The sequence below is a fragment of the Rhizobium centroccidentale genome, from assembly GCF_030182565.1.
In the GTDB taxonomy this organism is placed as follows: domain Bacteria; phylum Pseudomonadota; class Alphaproteobacteria; order Rhizobiales; family Rhizobiaceae; genus Rhizobium.
The window spans coordinates 53,324-76,116 of record NZ_JAQJCG010000012.1; the positions used below are offsets into that span (position 1 = coordinate 53,324).

The 22,793-nt window shown below is 60.3% G+C and carries 18 protein-coding genes; 13 read left to right on the top strand and 5 right to left on the bottom strand.

All coding sequences use genetic code 11. From position 1 onward, the window contains the following. Window positions 1-93: 93 nt before the first annotated feature. From PH562_RS17080 to PH562_RS17095, 4 genes are all read right to left on the bottom strand, one after another. The gene (locus PH562_RS17080; RefSeq protein WP_285174285.1) at window positions 94-1,449 is read right to left on the bottom strand and encodes a sensor histidine kinase; all 1,356 of its coding nucleotides are present in this window, start codon (window positions 1,447-1,449) and stop codon (window positions 94-96) included. Next, a complete protein-coding gene (locus PH562_RS17085; RefSeq protein ID WP_285174286.1) occupies window positions 1,446-2,120 on the bottom strand; it encodes a response regulator transcription factor in 675 nt (224 codons plus the stop codon). Before PH562_RS17085 ends, PH562_RS17080 begins: the two co-directional genes overlap by 4 nt. Before the next feature lie 356 nt (window positions 2,121-2,476). Next, the gene (locus tag PH562_RS17090) at window positions 2,477-2,719 is read right to left on the bottom strand and encodes a DUF1127 domain-containing protein (protein WP_285174287.1); all 243 of its coding nucleotides are present in this window, start codon (window positions 2,717-2,719) and stop codon (window positions 2,477-2,479) included. A 450-nt stretch (window positions 2,720-3,169) separates the two neighbouring features. Continuing rightward, window positions 3,170-4,729 (bottom strand): B12-binding domain-containing radical SAM protein, encoded by a 1,560-nt coding sequence (locus PH562_RS17095; RefSeq protein ID WP_285174288.1) that lies wholly within the window; start codon window positions 4,727-4,729, stop codon window positions 3,170-3,172. 574 nt (window positions 4,730-5,303) lie between these two features. Between PH562_RS17095 and PH562_RS17100 the strand changes: the two genes are divergently transcribed. From PH562_RS17100 to PH562_RS17125, 6 genes are all read left to right on the top strand, one after another. After that, window positions 5,304-6,503 (top strand): MFS transporter, encoded by a 1,200-nt coding sequence (locus tag PH562_RS17100; RefSeq protein ID WP_285174289.1) that lies wholly within the window; start codon window positions 5,304-5,306, stop codon window positions 6,501-6,503. Window positions 6,504-6,872: 369 nt separating this feature from the next. Next, window positions 6,873-8,759 (top strand): MFS transporter, encoded by a 1,887-nt coding sequence (locus PH562_RS17105; protein WP_285174290.1) that lies wholly within the window; start codon window positions 6,873-6,875, stop codon window positions 8,757-8,759. Between the two features lie 564 nt (window positions 8,760-9,323). After that, window positions 9,324-10,805 carry a sugar ABC transporter ATP-binding protein gene (locus PH562_RS17110; protein ID WP_285174291.1) on the top strand — a complete coding sequence of 494 codons (1,482 nt, stop codon included), beginning with the start codon at window positions 9,324-9,326 and terminating at the stop codon, window positions 10,803-10,805. After that, on the top strand, window positions 10,805-11,839 hold the full coding sequence (locus tag PH562_RS17115; protein WP_285174292.1) for an ABC transporter permease: 1,035 nt from the start codon (window positions 10,805-10,807) through the stop codon (window positions 11,837-11,839). Before PH562_RS17110 ends, PH562_RS17115 begins: the two co-directional genes overlap by 1 nt. Window positions 11,840-11,879: 40 nt before the next feature. Next, window positions 11,880-12,923 (top strand): substrate-binding domain-containing protein, encoded by a 1,044-nt coding sequence (locus PH562_RS17120; RefSeq protein ID WP_285174293.1) that lies wholly within the window; start codon window positions 11,880-11,882, stop codon window positions 12,921-12,923. A 73-nt stretch (window positions 12,924-12,996) separates the two neighbouring features. Beyond that, window positions 12,997-14,250, top strand: a complete 1,254-nt coding sequence (locus tag PH562_RS17125; protein WP_285174294.1) for an LVIVD repeat-containing protein — start codon at window positions 12,997-12,999, stop codon at window positions 14,248-14,250. Window positions 14,251-14,354: 104 nt separating this feature from the next. Here PH562_RS17125 and PH562_RS17130 read toward each other — a convergent pair whose 3' ends face one another. Further along, window positions 14,355-15,380, bottom strand: a complete 1,026-nt coding sequence (locus PH562_RS17130; protein WP_285174295.1) for a GlxA family transcriptional regulator — start codon at window positions 15,378-15,380, stop codon at window positions 14,355-14,357. Between the two features lie 62 nt (window positions 15,381-15,442). Between PH562_RS17130 and PH562_RS17135 the strand changes: the two genes are divergently transcribed. From PH562_RS17135 to PH562_RS17165, 7 genes are all read left to right on the top strand, one after another. Continuing rightward, the gene (locus tag PH562_RS17135; RefSeq protein WP_285174296.1) at window positions 15,443-16,531 is read left to right on the top strand and encodes a DJ-1/PfpI family protein; all 1,089 of its coding nucleotides are present in this window, start codon (window positions 15,443-15,445) and stop codon (window positions 16,529-16,531) included. A gap of 234 nt (window positions 16,532-16,765) precedes the next feature. Then, entirely contained in the window at window positions 16,766-17,800 is a 1,035-nt protein-coding gene (locus PH562_RS17140) for an ABC transporter substrate-binding protein (RefSeq protein WP_285174297.1), read from the top strand. Window positions 17,801-17,805: 5 nt separating this feature from the next. Then, window positions 17,806-18,621, top strand: a complete 816-nt coding sequence (locus PH562_RS17145) for an ABC transporter ATP-binding protein (RefSeq protein WP_285174298.1) — start codon at window positions 17,806-17,808, stop codon at window positions 18,619-18,621. Continuing rightward, window positions 18,618-19,451 carry an ABC transporter permease gene (locus PH562_RS17150; protein ID WP_285174299.1) on the top strand — a complete coding sequence of 278 codons (834 nt, stop codon included), beginning with the start codon at window positions 18,618-18,620 and terminating at the stop codon, window positions 19,449-19,451. The genes PH562_RS17145 and PH562_RS17150 overlap by 4 nt, the downstream gene beginning before the upstream one ends. 27 nt (window positions 19,452-19,478) lie before the next feature. Then, the gene (locus tag PH562_RS17155; protein ID WP_285174300.1) at window positions 19,479-20,837 is read left to right on the top strand and encodes an FAD-dependent oxidoreductase; all 1,359 of its coding nucleotides are present in this window, start codon (window positions 19,479-19,481) and stop codon (window positions 20,835-20,837) included. Beyond that, the gene (locus PH562_RS17160; protein WP_285174301.1) at window positions 20,834-21,991 is read left to right on the top strand and encodes a CaiB/BaiF CoA transferase family protein; all 1,158 of its coding nucleotides are present in this window, start codon (window positions 20,834-20,836) and stop codon (window positions 21,989-21,991) included. Before PH562_RS17155 ends, PH562_RS17160 begins: the two co-directional genes overlap by 4 nt. Continuing rightward, a complete protein-coding gene (locus PH562_RS17165; RefSeq protein ID WP_285174302.1) occupies window positions 21,988-22,764 on the top strand; it encodes an enoyl-CoA hydratase-related protein in 777 nt (258 codons plus the stop codon). The genes PH562_RS17160 and PH562_RS17165 overlap by 4 nt, the downstream gene beginning before the upstream one ends. The last annotated feature ends 29 nt before the right edge of the window (window positions 22,765-22,793 follow it).

A 22,793-nucleotide genomic window follows, 5' to 3' on the forward strand; every position in this document is an offset into this window, starting at 1 on the left:
CGCCTGTAGGGCTTGAAAGACTCGCCTGCGCGGCAGGCTTTTCCTAAAGGGAGCCGATTGCGGGAACATTGCACTCGGCGAATCCGTGAGGACTTATCCGGCCAAAGGGAAGCTCAATCTGAAAGTCGCACCTCCGGTCGGTCCGTCGACAACGCAAACCTGTCCACCGTGGAGCCTGGCAATTTCCTGAACAAGGTTGAGCCCAAGACCGAACCCTTTGCCGCGCCCGGGGAGGCGATGAAACGGCTCGAAGATGCGGTCCCGCTCCTCCGGCGGGATACCGTTTCCTTCGTCGGTTACGGTGATGCCGGTGGCACGACCAACATGGACAATTATCCTGCCACGGCGGCCGCCATGTTGGATCGCATTCTGTACGACATTGGCGACGGCCCGCTCGATGGCCATGCGATCACCGAGAACCTGGACGATCTCCTCGTCCTTGATGAAGCAGGGTTCGTAATTGGCAGCGATCGCAAGCGGCGCCAGCTCCGAAACCACGTGCTCGACGATCTCCACGAGATCGACCGAAGCCGGTTCGAAACGATGATTGAGGCGCTGAAGATCGAGGAATTGCTCGGCAAGGGTCGCAAGGCGAACCGTATCCTCGAAGAGCCGCTCTTTCAAAGGGCCTGCCGGCAGGCCATCGAGACGTGTCTGCAGGATCGCGACCGGGGTACGCCACTCATGGGCAAGATGAGAGAAAAGACGTTTCTGCCGTTCATAGCCTTCGTCCAGCCGGCTCAGCGCATCATTGACGGCTTCGACAAGCGGCAGGATCTCGCGCGGGACATCGTCGATCGGCAGCCGCGTACCCTGGCGATTGATATCGATCTGTCCGGCGCGAGCAACGGCGGAATCGAGCGAAGAAAAAGCGCGGCGAACCACGATCGGCGCGGCAATCATCGTTGCGATCGCGGTGACGATCAGCAGCGGGAGAAGGGCGCTAAAGAAGACAATACTCATGGCTCCAAGGATGCGGACCGTCGATACGCTGCCGTCCACGCCCGTCAGGACCTGGATCTCGCCGGCCGGAGACGATACCCATTGCAGCCGGGCGGCCGGCACGATACTGCCGCCGAGATTGCTGCCGAAACGGGCCTGTCCGATACCGTCGAGCGCAGCGCCGATCGTCGCATAGGCCGGAGGCACGCTTCCGTCTTGGATCACAGCGCCGCTGCGATCGCGCACGACGAACCAGAGACCCGGCAAATCTCCGCGCCGTGCCGTAAGCGCCGGTGTCTCCTTTAGCACAAGGGCGCCATTCTGATCGCGCCCGAGGGACTGGGAGATGGCATCGATGGTCTCGTCTTCCGGCTGAAGCGAGATGAAACTGCCGGTCGCCCACAGAGCGGCGACGATGAGCACCGCAAGCAGCGACAGGAAAATCGCCTGCAGGAATGACAGGCGCGATACGAGACGCCATCGCAGGGAAGGTTGGCTTGCGATCATGATTGCTGTCTCATCAGATAGCCGATACCGCGAACGGGATGGATCTCCAGACCGGACTCCACGGAGGCAAGCTTGCGGCGAAGACGGGAGATATGCGCATCCAGCGTATTCGACTGGATATCTTCGCTGAACCCGTAGACGGCCTCTTCGAGCGCATGACGCGGCACCGTGCGACCGAGCCGGCGCGCAAGCGCCTCGAAGACCAGAACTTCCCGGCGTGGCAATTCGAGCCGTTGGCCTTCGATCAGTATGTCATGGCAGCCGAAGTCATAGGACAGCCTGCCGAAATTCACCACCTCGGTCCGCAACTCGCCGGGGCGTCTCAGAATGGCCCGCAGTCGTGCCAGCAGCTCTTCCACGGCAAATGGTTTGACGATGTAGTCGTCGGCGCCGGTATCAAGACCGCCAATACGATCGTCGAGATCGCCGCGTGCAGTCAACACGATAACGGGCGTATTGACGCCGGCAGCCCTCAGCTTCGGAATGATTGACAAGCCGTCGCCATCCGGAACCTGCCGGTCGAGGAGAATGGCATCGTAAGGGAGATTTATCGCAGCCTCTTCGGCATCGGCCAGGATCGAGACGTGATCGACGACGGCATCGCGAGCCTGCAATGCAGCGCTCAGCGCCGCAGCCATTTCCGGCTCATCTTCTAGTAACAAGATCCGCAATGAACCATCCCCAAAATGGAACGACTGCATTGCATAAGCGGATTGCGGGAAGATTGCGACCCTCTCCGGGCTACACTCTATTATGTATTGGAGAATTCGGACCGATATGCTGCCGGCATGCGAAGATCTCGGCCAGTTCGGCTTTCGACGCCAGTTAGGTCGCAGGGGAAGGCATCGCCTCCCCCTGCGATATCCGCCGTGCGGCGGCCGATAGGTAGGCCACAGCGAACGGAGCGGTGAACACACCACACAAATGGTTTCCCGTCCGCCGCAATTTCGCAGCCGTCCCGCCATTCTCGAACCAACAGAGGTCAAGAAGGACGAGCAGTAAAGTGTTCATCTGCATCAAGCCCACCTCATTTAAGGCGGCTCACATGCAACGCCAGCAAGCTGCGATAATCCAACCCTTCCTCACGCTCGGGAAGGCCGATATCACGAAGCTGATAATTCGATAATCCGGATACATCCTCATAGATCTGCCGCCGTTTCCAGGCGACAAACAGCAGGGCACGTACAGTCCTCCAGGCACCGAATTTCTGGTAAAGTTCATCGATCGTCGCCGTCAAACTCTCGGCAACTATAAATTGTGAAGGAGCCATCGTTATTCCTGGCGCAATCACGCGACCAGGTCCTCTTGAAGCTTGACCGACTTCAGGAGCGAATGCGTCAAAGACGCACCAAGTCATTCCCTCGGCAAGTCATATAGGTTTAATGGGAAAACGCCTAAGCGGCCGTAGATAAAGCTTTTTTAGCTTTAATTATAGAGTCGTCGTGCCGTTGGCGTAGCACACACCAAGGCCGTCGACATCATTCCGCCGGAGACGTATGTAAACATATGTAGATTATGCATGTCACGCCTCCCTGTTCGATTTGCGGATGGACGTATCATACGCGAGATCCGCCAATCGGCAACCCCACAATTTCGAATTGCAAATATCCAGCACAATATGTTGCATCGAAGCAACAGTGACGACGTTGGCGAGCAGAGGAGGATCGCTGCCGCAGGGGGGGCCTGACTGCTCGCAAGGTCTGCCAAGTTTGAAGCCGGGCTAGAACGAATTGACGATGCCGCCCCCGGTGCGCATCTGCTGCACCATGATATGGGCGTGGTAATGCATGGCGCATTTGATGGCATAGATTTGCAGCACGACGGGAGAGCGCCGATGCCGCAGGAGATTGAAAAGCCGCGCGCGGTAAGTAGCTCGCAAATCCGCCTCCTTCACCCGGCGCATCAGCCGGAGGAAAATCCCAACCGCCTCGAATGCCCATGTTGCGTTGAGCGCCAGCAAACGCAGCGGATGGCGGCGCAGGTGGCGTAAGCGGGTACTTTCCGGTTCGATACGGGCATCGATATAGAGCGCATCCAGACGATCGAAATAGGCGGCCGGCTGATGTAGATCGCTCAGGACCGAAAGATATCCGTCCCGTAGAGTTTCGCGCGAGAGGTTAAGCGGGATGACATTGGTGCCGTAGGCTGGCGGATCGTCATGATCGAGCCTGCCTTCCTTGGCAAGGCGCGTATAGAGCGGCGTCTTCGGAATTGCCGCCAGCATGCCGATCATGGCGTTGACGATGCGCGCGTCTTTGATGAAAACCCGCTGCGCATCGAAGATGGTTGCATCGTCGCTGTCGAAGCCCAGGATCATGCCGCACCAGACTTCCATGCCGGTCTGCTGGATCGTGTGGATTTTCTCCAGCATCGTCCCGCCCTTGCGCAGGTTCTGCAGCTTCTTGGTTTCGCGCAGCGCCTCTTCGTTCGGGGTTTCGATACCGATGAAGACGACACGGATATTGGCATCGACCATCAGCTGCATCAGTTCGGCATCGTCAGCCAGATCGATCGACGCCTCCGTCAGGAACGTCATCGGGTAATGATGGCGCTCCTGCCACGCGACGACATCGCGCAGCACTTCCTTGATCGCCTTCTTGTTGCCAATCAGATTGTCATCGACGATGAAAGCCGTATCCATCCCGGAAGCGAGCAGGGCCTCCATCTCGGCAATGACCTGAGCGCTGGTCTTAATGCGCGGCTTGCGGCCGAAAACGACGATGATATCGCAGAAATCGCAGGTGAAGGGACAGCCGCGCGAGAACTGGATGCTACCAACAGCATATTCGTCCATCTTCAAGAGATCGAAGCGCGGCACGGGCACCTTGCTCATATCCGTCTTGTCGGCCTGTTCGTAGCGCCGGGCATGATGACCCTCCTGCCATTCAGCCAGGAATTTCGGCCAGGTCTCCTCCGCCTCGCCGATGAAGGAGACATCGACGAGATTGCCGAAATAGTCCTCCTTGACCGTAACCCAAGGTCCGCCGACGACGGTGAAACAGTTGCGCCGTTTGAGTTCGGTCAGGATTTCCGTCATACGAAAGCGCTGGACGATCATCCCCGTCAACGCAACGATATCGGCCTTCTCGCACAGGCCGTAATCTATCGGCTCGATATTCTCATCGACTAGAGTGACGGTATGTGTGGCCGGCGTCAGCGCCGCCAGCAAAGGCAGGCAGGCCACCGGAAGGTTGGCCTTCACGTCGAACAGCGGCAGAGCGTGCTCCATGCCCCAATAGGAGGTTTCGAAACGCGGATTGATGATGACGATATGAGCCATTGAATAGTCCGCTCCATGACGTGAAGATCTGGTTCGGTATCGCTTTGAGCCTGTATGTCATTTGCAGCTGTTTACGCTCGCCTTACGGCTGCGAAGCAGGGTCTTCCAGCATCGAGGCGGCTGTCTTAGCAGCCCTATATGAGTTCAAGATTAAATTCCGGATGCCTACGGCCGCTGGGTGTCCGAGCAACCACCCGCGCGGGACATTCTTCTCGCTGAGCGCACCGCATGCTAGATAATACCTCCCCCTTGAGGGGGGAGGTCGCCGCAAAGCGGCGGGTGGGGGTGACAATTGTCTGGCCTCAGAGATTGCCGCAGTCACCCCACCCCGGCCTACGGCCGACCCTCCCCCTCAAGGGGAGGGTGAGCTTCTACCACTTCAGTCTACCGAGGATGCCTCTCATCCAGTGCCGATCCGACATGGGCAAATGAATCGCCCACGCCGCCGTTAAAAATTTTTCGGCAGCAATGTCGAAATCGTCCCGACGCAATCGTCTTTATTCCAGACATGGCGCGAAAGCATATTATCGGATCTTTCGCGCCTTGAACCGAACCGGATGAAGGGAGCTGCAAAATGAGTTCGTCCTATCGTTGGGTGATCGTCGGTGCCGGTGCGCTGATGACTTGTGTTGCGCTCGGCGCGATGTTTTCGCTGGCGATCTTTCAAGTGCCGATTGCCGCGGATACAGGCTGGTCGCATGCCGGCATCGCCGCCGCCATGACGCTGAATTTCCTGACCATGGGCCTCGGTGCCTTTGCCTGGGGAGCAGCAAGCGATCGCTTTGGCATCCGCATCGTGGTTGTGATAGGCGCCTTGCTGCTTGGGCTGGCACTTGTCCTGGCAAGCCGGGCGGGCTCGCTTCTGCAATTCCAGCTGACCTACGGCATTCTCGTCGGTCTTGCCGCCAGCGCCTTCTTCGCACCGATGATCGCGGCAACGACCGCCTGGTTCGACAAGGGCAGAGGTCTTGCGGTGTCGCTGGTCTCAGCCGGCATGGGCGTCGCACCGATGACGGTGTCGCCTTTCGCCCGCTACCTGATTTCGGCTTACGATTGGCGTTTTGCCATGCTCGTCATCGGCATCATGGCGTGGGTTCTGCTGATACCGGCGGCGCTGCTGGTGCGGCGAGCACCTGTTCTTGCCGAAGCCATCGCCTTGGGCGGGCAGAGGGAAGAGCAGAGCCTGCCCCTTGGCCGAATCTTCCGCTCGCCGCAGTTTCTCGTACTCGGCGCGACCTTCTTTGCCTGCTGTGCAGCCCATTCCGGACCGATCTTCCACATGGTCAGCTACGCCACCATCTGCGGCGTGGGGCCGATGGCAGCCGTCAGCATCTATAGCGTCGAGGGCCTTGCGGGTCTTGGCGGCCGCCTCCTTTATGGGACGCTGGCGGACAGGCTTGGCGTGAAACCGGTGCTGGTCGCCGGCCTCCTGGTGCAGGCGGCGGCACTTGCCACCTATCTGCTGGTCAGCGAACTCGGCGAGTTCTATGCGCTGGCGGTCGTCTTCGGCAGCGCCTATGGCGGCGTGATGCCGCTTTATGCCGTGCTGGCGCGCGAATATTTCGGGCCGCGCGTCATCGGCACTGTCTTTGGAGCGGCATCGATGCTCTCAAGCATCGGCATGGCAGCCGGACCTCTGATCGGCGGCTGGATCTTCGATACCTTCGCCAACTACTCCTGGCTCTTCATCGGCTCGTCGATGGTGGGGTTGGGGGCAGCCGCGATCGCGCTTGCCTTTCCGCCAATGCGGCGCCTGCAGCTGCAGCCGGCTTGAAACAAGCTGAAAACGGCCCGAATCCGCTTCTGCGAACCGTGCCGGGTGCGTCATATTTCGCCGCGCCCGGCAGCGCTTTTCACGGCGACAAGCCCCTGCCGTTACGCTGGGCGATAACACATTCATATTTCTTGACACTTACACACAGATTTCCATAAGCGGCAGCGGTTGTAGCCTTGCAATTTTCAATTTTTGGCCAACACTCACATATGCATCAGGTGCGTGATCTTCTGGGGGAGGAAATCAGGAGAGCACCCACTGGCGCGACTTTCCGCGCCCATCGGCAGGAAAGTCCTGCGTAATGTCATTATGGGGGACATGACACGGGTCTTTTGACCATGTCCCTGGTGCAATTGGGAGGATTGATTCATGGCATCCACGTCCGTGGCCGAGACGACGAGTCGAGGCATGACCAGGGAGGAGAAGAAGGTCATCTTCGCCTCCTCCCTCGGAACCGTGTTCGAATGGTACGATTTCTATCTTTATGGGTCTCTGGCCGCCTTCATCGGCACGGCCTTCTTCAGCGACTATCCGGAAGCAACCCGCAATATCTTCGCCCTGCTCGCCTTTGCCGCAGGCTTCCTCGTCCGGCCGTTCGGCGCCCTCGTCTTCGGGCGCATCGGCGATCTTGTCGGACGTAAGTACACCTTCCTCGTCACGATCCTGATCATGGGTCTTTCGACCTTCCTGGTCGGCGTCCTTCCCGGATCGGCGAGCTGGGGCATCGCCGCGCCTGTCATCCTGATCATCCTTCGCCTGCTGCAGGGCCTTGCGCTTGGCGGCGAATATGGTGGCGCCGCCACCTACGTCGCCGAGCATGCGCCCGACAACAAACGCGGCTACTACACGTCGTGGATCCAGACAACGGCAACACTCGGCCTGTTCCTGTCGCTGATCGTCATCCTGATCGTGCAGAATGCGCTCGGCAAGGAGGCTTTCGCAGCCTGGGGCTGGCGTATTCCCTTCCTTCTCTCCTGCCTTCTGCTCGCCATCTCCGTCTGGATCCGGCTATCGCTCAGTGAATCGCCGGCCTTCAAGAAGATGAAGGAAGAGGGCAAGGGCTCCAAGGCACCGCTCTCCGAAGCCTTCGGCCAGTGGAAGAATGCCAAGATCGCCTTGATCGCGCTGCTCGGCCTCACCGCCGGCCAGGCGGTCGTCTGGTATGCCGGCCAATTCTATTCATTGTTCTTCCTGCAGAACGTGTTGAAGGTCGACGGCCAATCCGTCAACATCATGATCGCGGTCGCGCTCCTGATCGGCAGCGGCTTCTTCGTGTTCTTCGGCTGGCTGTCCGACAAGATCGGCCGCAAGCCGATCATCATGGCGGGGCTTGCGCTGGCGATCCTCACCTATTTCCCGCTCTTCAAGGCGCTGACCAATGCCGCAAATCCCGCCCTCGCCCAAGCGGAGCAAACCGTCCGGGCGACGGTGACGGCTGCTCCTGGCGATTGCACTTTTCAGTTCAATCCGGTTGGCCTCACCAACCAGTTCAACAATTCATGCGACATCGCCACCTCGTTCCTGTCGAAGTCCTCCGTCCCCTATACGATCGCCGAAGGCTCGGCCGGTCAGCCGGCAACCGTCAAGATCGGCGACGCGACCATAACCTCCTACGATGCGGCAGCGGCAGGTGCCGGTGCAGCGGCCAAGAGCGCGGCATTCACCCATGACATGAACCTTGCCCTGCAAAAGGCCGGTTTCCCGCTGGCGCGCGATCCTGCCAAGGTGCCGGATGCCAAGCTGGATGCCTTCATCGCCGCAAACCCGGAACTCGGGCTCAATGCGGCAACCGTGCGGGCGGGCGACAAGACGGTCACTCCGGTCGCGGATCTCGTCAAGGCGAAGCTTCTGACGGCGGATCAAGCGGGCGGCGCGACCGATATGCCGGTCTACACCATTCCCAACGGTGGTGCCTTCAAGATGGTTGCCGATCCCGCAGCCATCAACTGGCCGCTGACCATCCTCATCCTGACCATCCTCGTCATCTACGTGACGATGGTCTACGGCCCGATCGCCGCAATCCTGGTGGAGATGTTCCCGACCCGCATCCGCTATACCGGCATGTCGCTGCCCTATCACATCGGCAACGGCTGGTTCGGCGGCCTGCTGCCGGCAACGGTCTTCGCCATGAGCGCCGCCAAGGGCGATATCTATTATGGCCTCTGGTACCCGATCGCGATCGCTGCGATGACTCTGATCATTGGCCTTATCTTCGTTCGGGAAACCAAGGGCGTCGATCTGAACAGCATCAAGTAACCGCATAAGGCCCGGCGTTCAGATGCGGCACGCCGGGCCCATTCGTTTTCCTTTCAGTTCCTGATGGAAGCGCGGATCTCAGCTTCCGCAAACAGCGTGCAGCAGCACCAGAAGCGAAAAGAGGACCATTAGGCCTGCCAGAAAATGCTGCAGAATCGACCAGGCGCGTTTGGTTGCCGCAAGGCTTGGCCGCGGCGCGAGAGAAGCGAGATAGAGCACTGCATCCATGAAAACCCCTGGCGCATGTTTCCGCAGGCGCAAGATGAATACCTTGCCATCGCGGACATTGCTGATATTTGACGGTTTTATATTGTCTATAAAATTAGTAGATTAAAGGAAGGTTTTTTCGGCTCTCTCGAAATTTCAGACAAATTAAACTCCCCGGCGACGGGCGTGGGCAAGGCTTGCTCGGTCTCGCCGCCCACCTATAGAGACCCGAATGGAGGCGAACCGAAACGCGCGAAAAAATTTATTCTATAGATTAAATAAACAAAGCAAGGCTTGTCCTTTTAATTGAATGCCAGTGGCTTACGAGTACCGCTGACAATCGGTGACCCTTTGCCCATGACCTTGCTGGATGCCCAAAATCTTTCGCTTGCTTTCGGCTCGACGCAGGCCCTGGCGGCAGCGTCTCTGACCGTCGATCGCGGCGAGATCGTCGCGCTGATGGGAGCCAACGGCGCCGGCAAGTCGACGCTGGTCAAAATCCTGTCGGGCATTCACCGCGCCGATTCTGGCAGCATCCTATGGAACGGAGCGGATTATCGCCCCGAAAGCCCGGCCGAGGCGACGGCGCAGGGCATCGTCACCGTGCATCAATCGACCGATGTCGTCGGCGTCGCCGGACTCTCGGTCGCGGATGCGCTGCTGCTTAACCAATATGTTGACGGACGCCAGCCCTTCTTTCTGTCGAAACGTTCCGTGCGGCGGAAGGCGGAAGCAATCCTATCGGAAGCCGGCTTCGACCTGCCGCTCGACCGGGACTTTGGCGATCTTGGAGCAGCCGACCGACAGATGGTTGCCATTGCGCGCGCCCTTTCCAACAAGGCGCAGCTGCTGATCCTGGATGAGCCGACCGCAAGTCTGTCTGCGCGCGAGGCGAGCCGGCTTTACGATATCATCCGCCGGCTGAAGGCCCGCGGCCTGGGCATTCTCTATATTTCGCACCGTACGGCAGATCTCGATGCGCTCGCCGATCGCGTTGATGTCCTGCGGGGCGGCCGCAATGTCGGTGCCTTTTCGCAGCCGATCGACTTCGACGTCGCCATCGAAACCATGATTGGCCGCTCCATGAAGGCGGCTCGCCCACATCGCCGTGAACAATTCGACCGGACCATACTGGAACTTCAGGCTGTCCGGCTGCTTGCCGACAGCCCACCGATCGATCTCAAGCTCCATGCCGGCGAGGTCGTCGCCATTACCGGCGTCCTCGGCGCCGGCAAGAGCCGGCTTCTGTCGACACTTTTCGGCCTTGAGCGCTTTGCCTCCGGCACGGCAATTCTGGACGGCATTGCATTTCAGCCCCGGTCGCCCGCGGATGCAATCGCTCGCGGCGTCGTCATGGCTGCCGCCGACCGCCATCGCTCTTCTCTCATGCCATCGGACTGGCCGGGAGAGAGTATTGCGGCAACGATCAGCCTGCCGCATCTGAAACGTTGGTATCCGTCGGGCTTCCTGTTTTCCGGGCGGGAGAGCCGCGAAGGAGGAAGGGCCGTTCGGCGTCTCGGCATAAAGGCCTCCAGTCCCGAAGCATCCGTCTGGTCGCTTTCCGGCGGCAATCAGCAGAAGGTCGTGCTCGCGCGCTGGGAGGCCGAGCCAAGCCGCCTCCTGCTTCTCGACGAGCCCTTTCAGGGGGTCGATGTCGGCGCCCGCCAGGACATTATCACGGCCATACGCGCCCACACCGACCGCGCCACCCTGATCGCGACATCCGATCCGGAAGAAGCACTCGAAGTCGCCGACCGCGTGCTGGTGATGGAACATCATGGTCTCAAAGACGCCGCTGACGCGGCCGCAGGCGACCGACAGAACAAGGAATATGCCTGATGAGTGAAGGTACCGCAGAAATTCCCGAACAGGTCAGGCAAGCAGGCAATACGATTACACCGCAGGAGTTCGTGCGGCGCGGAGCGGTATTTCTTCTTCTCATTGCCCTTGTCATCATCTTCAGCTTCACCCAGCCGGCCTTCATCAACATCAACAATCTGATGAGCATCCTGCAGGCGGTTTCGGTGGTCGCCATCATCGGTGCCGGCGTCACGGTGACGCTTGCGATCGGCGGCTTCGATCTTTCCGTCGGCGCGGTGGCTGCCTCCAGTGTCATGGCCGCGAGCTATGCGATGATCGTGTGGAACCTCGACGCCTATGAGACCGTGCCACTGGTACTCGCCTTCGGCGCGATCGTCGGGCTCGTCAATGCTCTGCTGATCGTTCGGCTGAGGGTGCCGGACCTGCTCGCGACCCTCTCCACCATGTTCCTGCTCACGGGATTGCAGCTGATCCCGACAGCCGGGCGCTCGATCTCTGTCGGTCTGATCCTTCCCGATGGGACGAAGGCGATCGGCAAGGTCGATCCCGCCTTTTTGACGATAGGACGTTCAAGCCTGTTCGGCACAGTCCCCTTCCCCGTCATTCTCATGCTCGTCGTGGCGCTCGTGCTCTTCGTGCTGACCGAGCGTACGCGTCTCGGTCGCCTTCTTTACGCAACCGGCGGCAATGAAGCCGCGACGCGGCTTGCGGGCGCTAATGTCGCCCGTCTGAAGACCTTTGCCTATGTGCTCTCGGGCGTTCTCGCCTCGCTGGGCGGCATCATCGTTGCCGCCCGCGTCGGTCGAGGAGACGTTTCCTCCGGCGCCTCGCTGCTGATGGATTCCGTCGCAGCCTCGCTCATTGGTTTTGCCGTGCTGGGACTGCGCCGTCCCAACGTTCTCGGCACGACGATCGGTGCCGTCTTCGTCGGCGTGCTCCTGAACGGGCTGACGATGCTGAACGCGCCCTATTATACGCAGGATTTCATCAAGGGCGCCGTTCTCGTCGGTGCGCTCGCACTTACCTATGGGATCAGCCGCGGCAGAGCATGATCCCGCCATCCGTCCCCACTCAACGCTCAATGGATTTTCAATGATCAAATTATTCAAAATCATAGCTTCGGCCGTCGTCGCCGGCTCGCTTTTCATGACCACGGCATCGGCTGCCGGCATTCCCGGCGCGCCCGCTCCTTTCGATAAAAGAACCGTCAATATCGCCGTCATCAGCTTCCTTGGCAGCGGTGACTGGCTGCAGGCCTTCGAGGCTGGCGTCAAACGGCAGGCTGATGCGCTTGGCGTCAACCTCACCGTCTCGCAAGCCCGCAATGACAATGACACGCAGCGCAATCTCGTCGAGCAGGCGATCAATCTCGGTGTCGATGGCATCATCATCAACAATGGCCGTCCCGAAGTCCTGAAGGATGTCGCGCAGAAGGCGCTCGACAAGGGCATCAAGGTTGTCGCCTATGACGTCAACCTCGACAATCCGCAAATTCCGCAGATCGAACAGAGCGACAAGGATATGGCCAAGCTCGTGCTCGACCAAGCCGTGAAGGATAAGGGTGATGGCTTCACCGGCGGTGCTGTCTACGTTGCCGGTTTCGCGCCGCTCGACCGCCGCTATGCGGTGTGGAAGGATTTCATCGTCAAGCACAATCTGAAAGAAAAGGCCGTCTGGGGTGTCGTCAACGACACCGTTCCCGCCTCCGTCGCCGACCAGACCAAGGCGGTGCTGCGCGCCAATCCGGATATTTCGGTGATTTTCACGCCATGGGATGAATTCGCCAAAGGCGTGAAGCTCGCCATCGACGAACTCGGCCTTTCCGGTCAGGTGAAGATCTATGGCGTCGACACCTCGACCGCCGATATCCAGCTGATGATCGAGCCGGATAGCGCCTGGGTCGCAACGGCCGCCACGAATGCGGCAGTTGTCGGTGAAGTTTCCGTCCGCGCCGTTTCGCTCGCCATTATCGGCCAGTCTCCGGGCCACTCCGTTCTTCTGCAGCCGACGCTCATTACGCGTGACGATCTCATCAACAACAAGATCGGCACGATCGAAGAGCTGCAGCAGAAATTCCCCGCCTTCCTGAAAAGCGATGCCGCGACGGCTGCGTGGATCCCGACGGCCAAGAACTGAGGCTTATCAGCCGCTTTCGCAGGTGCCGCCGTGAAAGGCCGCCCTCTTTACTTCCTTACGCATGAGAAGAGCCATGGCGTCCACCGACCTGCCCAAACCCGACTTTGCCCGCAACATGACACTGATCGGCCATAGCGATATCGGCGGCCGTGGCGATGGGCTGCAATTGATGGTTCATCGAGGCTACGCCTATGTCGCCCATCCCTGGTCGCAGGGCTTCTCGATCGTTGACGTACGCGACCCGAAAAATCCGCAGACGGTCAATTACGTGCCGGCGCCAGCCAACACCTGGAACATCCATCTGCAGACGCATGAGGACCTGCTGCTGGTCATCAACGCGCTCGATCTCTTTGCCGACGTGGAAACCTTCACGGACGAGAAGGCCTACTACACGCGGTCCGTCGGCGAGACGGTCGCCTCCAGAAAGCGTGAGCGCGCCTGGACCGCAGGCATGAGCGTGTTCGATATTTCCATTCCCGACCGGCCGCGCGAGATCGGTCAACTGGATGTCGAAGGCGTCGGCTTTCACAGGCTTTGGTATGTCGGCGGCCGCTATGCCTATGCCTCGGCGCTGCTCGACGGCTTTACCGACTATATCTTCGTGACCATCGACATGGCCGATCCGACCAGGCCCGAACTTGTCGGCCAATGGTGGCTTCCCGGCATGAACAGGGCGGCGGGAGAAACACCGGATTGGGGCGACGGCAAACGCTATGCCCTGCACCATGCGCTTGTCCATGGCGACACCGCCTATGCCTGCTGGCGCGATGGCGGATTGACGCTCCTCGACATCAAGGACCATTCCGCTCCCCGGCTCATCAAACACCATAACTGGTGCCCGCCCTATGGCGGCGGCACGCATTCGCCGTTGCCGCTTCCCGGCCGAGATCTTCTTGTCGTGGCGGATGAAGCCGTGCTGGACAATGAGGAGGACGGTCGGAAACATACCTGGATCTTCGATATCCGCGTGCCCGAAAATCCGATCAGCATCTCGACGTTCCCGATCCCGGCCGAAATCGACTATACGAAGAAGGGCGGTCATTTCGGACCGCACAATCTGCACGAAAACCGGCCTGGCTCATTCGTCTCCGAGACCCTGATCTTTGCGACTTGGCAGAATGCCGGCATTCGCGCCTTCGATATTTCCGACCCCTATCGTCCGGTCGAAACGGGCGCTCTCGTGCCCGCAGGCCCGACCGCCATGACCGACCGCCGGCCCGGCCGGCCGAAAGTCATCCAGTCCGCCGATGTCTTCGTCGATGTTAGGGGCCTGATCTATGCGACGGATTACAACGCCGGACTTGAGATCATCGAATATGGCGGCTGATGCGCGAGCTTAGCTCCCAATCGATATTCTCTATCGACGAAAGAAGAGAAGTTTTTTCCAGCACGGCATGAGTCGACATGTGAGTGACGAGGCTGACCTTGTCGTCAGGCGCATGTGCCAAAACGAGCCCGATAAAAGCCGGGTGTTATGGCAAGATGCTTGAGAAAGGTCCTATGCAGAGTGTCGAGGCTTGAAAAGCCCGAACGCTCGGCGATACGGGCCAGCGGCCAATCAGAGCTTTCGAGAAGGCCCTTTGCCCGCTCCAGCCGAGCGGCTTCGACGAATTGCGCCGGCGTTGTTCCGGTTTCCTTTCGGAAACTGCGCGAAAAGGTGCGCTCCGTCATGCCGACCCGGCTGGCAAGAGCAGGTCCCGATAGATCTCCCGTCGGATCATCGATGATCTCGCTCAAGAGCTGCCGCAGGCGCGGCGTCGCATTCGCCTGAAGGGCGAGGCCCGTGCTGAACTGCGACTGACCGCCCGGCCGGCGCATGAACAATACCATCTGTCGCGCAACGGCAAGAGCGGTCTTCGGACCACAATCGGCCTCGACCAGCGCCAGACATAGATCGATGCCAGCCGTGATGCCGGCCGAGGTGAAGACAGGCGGCTCCGCCACAAAGATGGCATCGGGCTCGACCTCGATCTGAGGCCGCAACTCTTTCAAAAGGGAACAGGAATTCCAATGCGTGGTCGCTCGTCTGCCATCGAGGAAGCCGCCGGCCGCGAGGATGAAGGCTCCGGTGCAGACACTGGCCATGCGCCGGGTAGACCTCGCCTGCGAATGCAGCCAGACCAGCAGCTCCGTTTGAAATATGACCTGCCGAAGCCCATCCTCGCTGCCGCCGGCGAGGATGATCGTATCGAGATCGGCAGGCAGTCGTTCAAGCCTTACGGTTTCGCCGAAGACCAATCCACCAGCGGAACTGCTCCTCACCAGCCCGCCGGCCGGAGAAGCGAGCAGCACCTCATAAGGCGGCATCCCCTTCGCCAGATGGAAGTTCGCCATCGCGAAGACCTCCATCGGTCCGACGATATCGAGCGCCTGAACACCGTCATAGCCGATAACGACGATGCGCCGAGGGGAATGTCCAGAATCCTGCATTGGCGGAAAATGCGATATCTTTGTCATTTTCGCCAGCCTGCGAACCAAATATTTCCGAGGGCATGACATCAAAAATCCGGACACGTGCCATGGATCGCCATCCTCTCAAAACCTTCCTTCTCACCCTGTTCGCATTTTGCATTGCGATTTTCCCTTTCGAGAGACCTGCAACAGCGGCAGAAAATGCCATCCGGCTCCCGACGTTCAAAGCCGGACGGACACGGCCCCTCATCGCAATCGCCGCCGACAACCGAGGCACGGAGACGACCGATCTCGTCATCCCCTATGGCGTCCTGCGCAGTGCCGGTGTCGCTGACGTCACGATCGTCTCGACCCAGGCCGGCATCGTGAACCTCATGCCGGCGCTGAAAATCAAGCCGGACGCGGTAATGCCGGACTTTGACCGTGAGCATCCGGAAGGCGCCGACATCATAATCGTCCCCGCCATGCATGATGACAACAGCCGCAACGTCATTGCCTGGATTCGTGAGCAATCATCGAAGGGTGCAATGGTCGTTTCGATCTTTGAGGGCGCTTGGCTTGCGGCAAGGGCTGGCGTGTTCGACGGCAAGCGCGCCACCACCCATCGGTACGCCTTCGATAAGATCCGCCGTAACTTTCCGCGGACAGAGTGGGTTCATAACCAGCGTTACATCGTCGACGGCAATGTCATGAGCACCGCGGGCGTCACGGCATCGATCCCCGCTTCCCTGACTCTGGTGGAGGCCATTGCTGGCGCGCAGAAGGCGCGCTCGGCCGCCGCCCGGCTGAGTGTCATCGATTGGAGCAGCGCGCATGATTCCACACCGTTTCACATGACAACGAGCCGCCTCTGGCGCTTTGCCGGCAACACCCTTGCCTTCTGGAACCACGAGATCATCCGCCTGTCCGTGCAGGACGGTTTCGATGAAATCGCTTTGGCGCTGACAGCGGATGCGTGGTCGAGAACCTATCGTTCGAAGGCTGTCATTGCGGAGCCGGCCCAATCCATCCGTTCGCGCAACGGCCTCGTGCTCGTGCCGGACCTTTCGACCCATACCGATGCCTCGGTCGTGACGGTTCCCGCGCGCCCGTCCGCGCAGGCGCTGGATCAGGCGCTGTTCGAGATTACCGCGCGGTATGGCACGCGAACATCCGATATCGTCGCGCTGCAGCTCGAATATCCCATACAGCATTGATGCATCATTATTCGCCGCCGATCTCGCAAAGTCCGCCGATCGTCGGCGGCTGCATTCTCCCGACGAACACAGCAGCTAAGGCATGACTTGCGCCATCTTAACCGTTGCCTTTTCGGCAATCGATAGTACGCATAATTGTTCTTTATTAGAACGCTGAATTCCCCCATCATCCCTGACATTGGTGGATAACGAGACGAAAAGTCCGGTCGCCCAATCAACAGGGGAACTATCAGCATGTCTCAATTCATGATGAATCGTCGCCGTTTCCTGTCCAATGCCGCCTTGGTCGGAGGTCTCGCCGCGACACAGACCTTCGTCGGCATCCGCGCGGGCAAGGCCGCCGATGTTGCCGAAGTGCGCATGCAGCTCGGCTGGCTTGCTTCCAACGGACTCATCGGCGAAGTCGCGGCACAGAAGAACGGCTTCTTCACCGAGCAGGGCATCAATCTCACCATCGTCCCCGGCGGCCCGAATGTCGATGGCGTCGCCGGCGTTGCAGCAGGCCAATCCACCATCGGGCAGATTTCCTCCAGCCCGTCCGTCATGCTCGCCCGCTCGGCCGGCATGCCGGTCAAGGCGTTTCTGGCCGGATACCGTAAGCATCCCTTTACGTATTTCTCGCTGAAGAAGGCACCGATCCGCGAGCCGAAGGACATGATCGGTAAGACGATCGCCACGCAGCCGACCGCCTTCATCCTGCTGCGCGCGCTGCTGGCCAAAAACGGTATTCCGGAAGACAAGGTGAAGATGGTCAACATGGGTTCAGATATGAACCAGCTGATCACCGGCCAGGCCGATGCCGTTACCGGCTGGGTGACGAACACCAATGCGCTAAAGGTGCTCGGCGGCGAGCGTGTCGATATGATGCTTTGGGATGCAGGCCTCCAGCTCTACGCCAACGTCTACTACACGACCGACGAACAGCTCGACAAGCATTCCGACGTGCTGGTGCGCTTCACCACGGCCGCCGCCAAGGGCTGGGGTTATGTTCGCGACCATCCGGAAGAGGCGGTCGACATGCTCGTCGACGCCTATCCCAACCTCGACAAGGCCAGCGAGCTCGAGGCCGTCCACCCGGTCATCGATTTCTCCTTCGGCGATAGCACCAAGCAGACCGGCTGGGGTGCGATGAACAAGGACAATTGGGCGGCCCAGATCAAGGCCTATGCCGATCTCAAGCAATTCACAGGCACCACACCCACCGTCGACGACGTCGCCACCATGGCGATCCTCGACGCGACGACCGAAATCCGTAAGCAGATCGGATGAATGCCATGATGAGCGCCGCTACCATCAAGCAGCAACAGCCGCTACCAGCAGCCGAAACGACGAGGCTCGCGGTTTCTATTCGCGATCTCGACATTCGCTTCGGCGACAAGGGTAACGAGTTCACCGCTCTCTCCAATGTCTCCGTCGACATTCCCGAGGGGTCGTTCGTCACCATGCTCGGGCCATCCGGCTGCGGCAAGTCGACCTTGCTGCGCTGCATCGCCGATCTTGTCCATATCAGCGACGGGTCGGTTTCGGTGTTCGGCCGGTCGCCACGAGAGGCACGTGAGGGTCGCGATTTTGCCTTCGTCTTCCAGGAGGCAACGCTTTTGCCGTGGCGGAGTGTCATCGACAATGTCCGCCTGCCGCTGGAAGTCGGCAAGCACGACAAGAGTTCCTACGATCCCATGGAGCTGCTCGCCCTCGTCGGCCTCAAGGGTCGCGAAAATGCCCTGCCGCACGAATTGTCCGGCGGCATGCGCCAGCGCGTCGCCATCGCCCGTGCCCTGATAACAAAGCCACGCATCCTGCTGATGGACGAACCCTTCGGCGCTCTGGATGAAATCACCCGCGACAAGCTCAATGAGGAACTGCTCCGCATCTGGCGCGAAACGGGCACGACCATCGTTTTCGTCACCCATTCGATTCCGGAGGCGGTCTTCCTCGGTCAGCACGTGCTGATGCTGCAGGCCCACCCCGGCCGGGTGAAAGAGTTCATGAAGGTCGATCTTCCCTATCCCCGCGCTCTTGCGATGCGCGACACGGTCGACTTCATCAAGGTGACCGCGCATCTGCGCGCGCTGCTGGAGGAATGCATATGAGCAACGCCGTGCACTCCGACATCGGCCACATCGCCAAGGCGCCGCGCAAGGTCGCCATCCTCGACGCAACCGTCGGCGTTCTCTCCTCGCATATGCCGGCGATTCTTGCGGCACTCGGCTGCGTCGTGCTCTGGCAGGCGGTCATCTGGATCTTCAAGATCCCGACCTTCATGGCGCCAAGCCCGCTCGATGTGCTCTACGCCTTTCGCGAGAATGCCGCGACACTGATGCGAAACTTCCTGCCGACCGTGCTCGAGGCCGTTCTCGGTTTCGTCTTCGGCAATCTCGTCGCCATACTGCTGGCGATCTGGTTCGTCCATAGCGCGACGGCCGAAAAGGCCTTCTATCCAATCGCCGTCTTCGTCAAGGCGATCCCGATCATCGCGCTGGCGCCGATCCTCGTCCTGATCTTCGGCAATGGCGTTGCCCCGAAGATTATCATCGCCGGCCTGATCTGCTTCTTCCCGACGCTGGTCAACATGGTGCAGGGACTTCGCTCCGCGAGCCCCGCCATGCTCGACCTGATGCGGGTGCTTTCGGCCAGCAATTCGGAGATCCTGTGGAAGGTTCGCCTGCCAAGCTCGCTGCCATTCCTGTTCGCCGCGCTGAAGATCGCCGCAACGAGCAGCGTCATGGGCGCGATCGTCGCGGAATGGATCGGCTCCAGCTTCGGGCTCGGCGCCCTCATCATTGAGGCGACCTATAATTTCCGCTCGCCGCTGCTTTACGCGACGGTGGTCATTGCCGCGCTGCTGGCCGTGATCCTCTTCTTCATCGTCTCGGTCGCCGAGGCGAGGATGATCCGCTGGAAGCCGTCTGGACAGCACTAAAGCTTAGAAAACATCGAGGGAACACCAATGGAACAGGTTATTCACCAGCCTGCACGGGATATCCGTGTCGTCGATCGCTCCGATGTGGTCGTGGTCGGCGGTGGCCCGGCAGGGATTGCCGCAGCCGTCTCGGCCGCACGCAACGGCGCCAGCGTCACGCTTCTCGAACGCTATCCCTATGTCGGCGGACTTGCCGCCGGCGGCATGGTGCTCGTGCTCGACGACATGATCAACGAGCTTGAAATCACCGTGCGCGGCATCTGCATGGAGATGATCGAGCGCATGAAGCGCTGGGGACTGTGCGTGACCCCGACGGATCGCGATCGCCTGATCGAATTCCGCGATACGCCGGAGGCCTGGCAGCGCTGGGCGCGCTGGGGCCTCTTCGACTTCCACACCCAGTCGATGCCGCATCCGATCTGCTTTTCGGCCGCCTTCGATCCCGACGCCTTTAAGCGCGCCGCCTACGACATGATCGCGGAATCCAGGATCAAGCTCAGGACCCATAGCTGGTTCTCCTCGGCAATCGTCGAGGGCGGCACGATCAAGGGCGTGATCTGCCAGACCAAGGAAGGCATGCAGGCGATCCTCGGCGATGTCGTCATCGACACGACGGGCGATCTCGATGTCGCCGCAAGCGCGGGAGCTTCCCATGTCGAATCCAATTTCATCCTGACGACGGTCTCGCGCTGGGGCGGCGTCGATACGGAAGCGGCGGAGCGTTTCGAGCAGCAGGAGCCGGAAGCCTTCAAGGCGCTCGATCATGAAGCCAAGCGACTGATCGGCGGCTGCTGGTCCTTCTGGTGGCTGAAGACACCGCTGCCCGGCGTCGTCTGGCTGAACTGCCCGCATATGCCGACGCTGAGCGGGCTGAAGGTTGAGGATCTGACCAAGGCGGAGATGGAAGGCCGCTCAAGGATCGCAAAGCTGCTCGATTTCGCACGGGAAAAGATGCCGGGCTTCGAGAATGCCTATGTCGTCGATTTCGCACCGCAGACCGGCGTGCGCCAGACGCGGCTGCTGCAGGGAGATTATGTCGTGACGAAGGACGACGTCATGACCCGGCGGCATTTTGCCGACACGGTCTGCCGCGGCCGCGATTACTACACGCCCTACCGCGCCATGTTGCCGAGGGAGATCGATCAGCTGATCGTCGCCGGCCGGCATTATTCGGCAACGCCGCAGGCGCAGAAATCCAGCCGCGAAATCCCGCCCTGCATGGCGATGGGCGAAGCGGCGGGTGTTGCAGCAACGGTTGCCCTCAATGCCGGTACGACCGTTCGCAAGGCCGATATCAGGGCAATTCAGAAACAGATGCGGGCCCAGGGCGCCGATCCCGGCGACATTCCCTCGGAGAACGCGACATATTTGGAGGCTGCAGAATGACGACCTTGCCACTCGATGGAATCCGCGTGATCGACTTCACACAAGTCATGCTCGGCCCTTCCTGCACGCAGGTCCTGGCCGATTACGGCGCCGAAGTCATCAAGATCGAAAAGGTGAAGATCGGCGATCTCTCCCGTTGGTCGCTGGGCTCCGATCCGGACGGGCTCAACAACCCGGTTTTCTGCTCCTTGAACCGTAACAAGAAGAGCCTGGCGCTCGATCTGAAGGATGCCGGCGCCCGCAAGACCGTCCAGGCACTGCTCGAAACGGCTGACGTCGTCGTCAACAACTTCCGGCCAGGCGTGATGGAACGCATGGGCTTCGGCTATGAAGACTTGAAGAAGATCAATCCGCGGCTGATCTACGCCGTCGGCACCGGCTTTGGGCTGACCGGCCCCTACCAGCACAAGGGCGGCCAGGACGTGCTGGCGCAAGCCGTCTCCGGCGTCATGCGCCGCAAGTCCGACAACAGCCACCCCACCTCAATCTATGCCACACCGCTTGCCGATTACTCGGCCGGCATGCATCTCGTCCAAGGCATTCTCCTTGCGCTTCTGCAACGCGACAAGACCGGCGAAGGCCAACAGGTCGCCGTCAGCCTCTACAACTCCATGATCGCCATGCAGATGCAGGAAGGCACGACGCATCTGATGCGCCAGAAGGATCTGAACTGGGGCGCCTTCCCGCTGACGGGCGTCTTCGAAACGACGGACAGCGCAATCGTCATGGTCGGCGCCTTCAAGCAGAACCCCTTGCGCGATATCTGCGAGGCGCTTGAGATCGAGGACCTTTCGCAATATCCGCATTACAAGGATTTCGATGCGCAGATGGCACGGCGACCGGAATTGCAGGCGATCTTCCGCGACAACTTCGCCAAGAACAGCACCGCGCATTGGATCGCACGGCTGGAAGGCGTCGACATCCTCTGCGCGCCGGTGCGTTCACTCCCCGAGGCACTGAAGGACGAGCAGACGATCATCAACAAGATGATCCTCGAGGCAGGCGAGACCGCAGCCGGTCCGATCCGGCTGATCGGCTCGCCGATCGACATGTCGGCCGCGCAGGTGACCGTGCGGATTTCTCCGCCGCAGCTCGGTCAGCACAATGACGAGATTCTGGCTTCGCTTTCCGAGGTGCAGGGAGACGCGGCATGAACGTTTCCTTCACCGTAGAGGACCGCATCGCCCGCGTCACGCTGGATCGGCCCGACCGGATGAACGCCGTCGATGCCGAGACGGAAGCCGAACTTGAGTCGATCTGGGCGGAGATCGAGAAGCGTGACGATATCAGTTGCGTCGTCCTGACCGGTTCCGGCGAGAAGGCCTTTTGTGCAGGAGCGGACCTCAAGGGCGGCAGCGGCAGTTCCGGCGTCGATTATTGGACCGTCGGCCGGGAAAACGGCTTTGGCGGCCTCGCCTTCCGCCGCTCGCTTGACGTGCCGGTCATCGCCCGCGTCAACGGCTACGCGCTGGGCGGCGGTTTCGAGATGGTGCTCGGCTGCGATATCGTCATTGCGGTGGAAACGGCCCGCTTTGGTCTACCTGAAGCCCGCGTCGGCCGCATGCCGCTCGATGGCGGCATGGTGCTCCTGCAGCGCAAGATCCCGTTCAACCGCGCCATGGCCGTTATGCTGACGGGGCGGCAGTTCAGTGCGAATGAGATGGCAAGTTATGGCGTCGTCAACGAAGTCGTATCGGCCGCAGGGCTGGATGCGGCTGTCGATCGCTGGGTCTCGGACATCGTCGCCTGTGCGCCGCTATCGCTCCGGGCCATCAAGCAGACGGTCAATCGCACCGCCCATTTGAGCCCGGTTGAGGCTCAGGCATTGCGCACGCCGGCGCTCATCAAGGCGCTGAAAAGCGAGGATGCCCTGGAGGGTGTGGCGGCTTTCCGCGAGAAGCGGGCGCCCGTTTGGCGCGGCAGATAGGCATGCTATAGCTTCGAGATTGCCGAGGG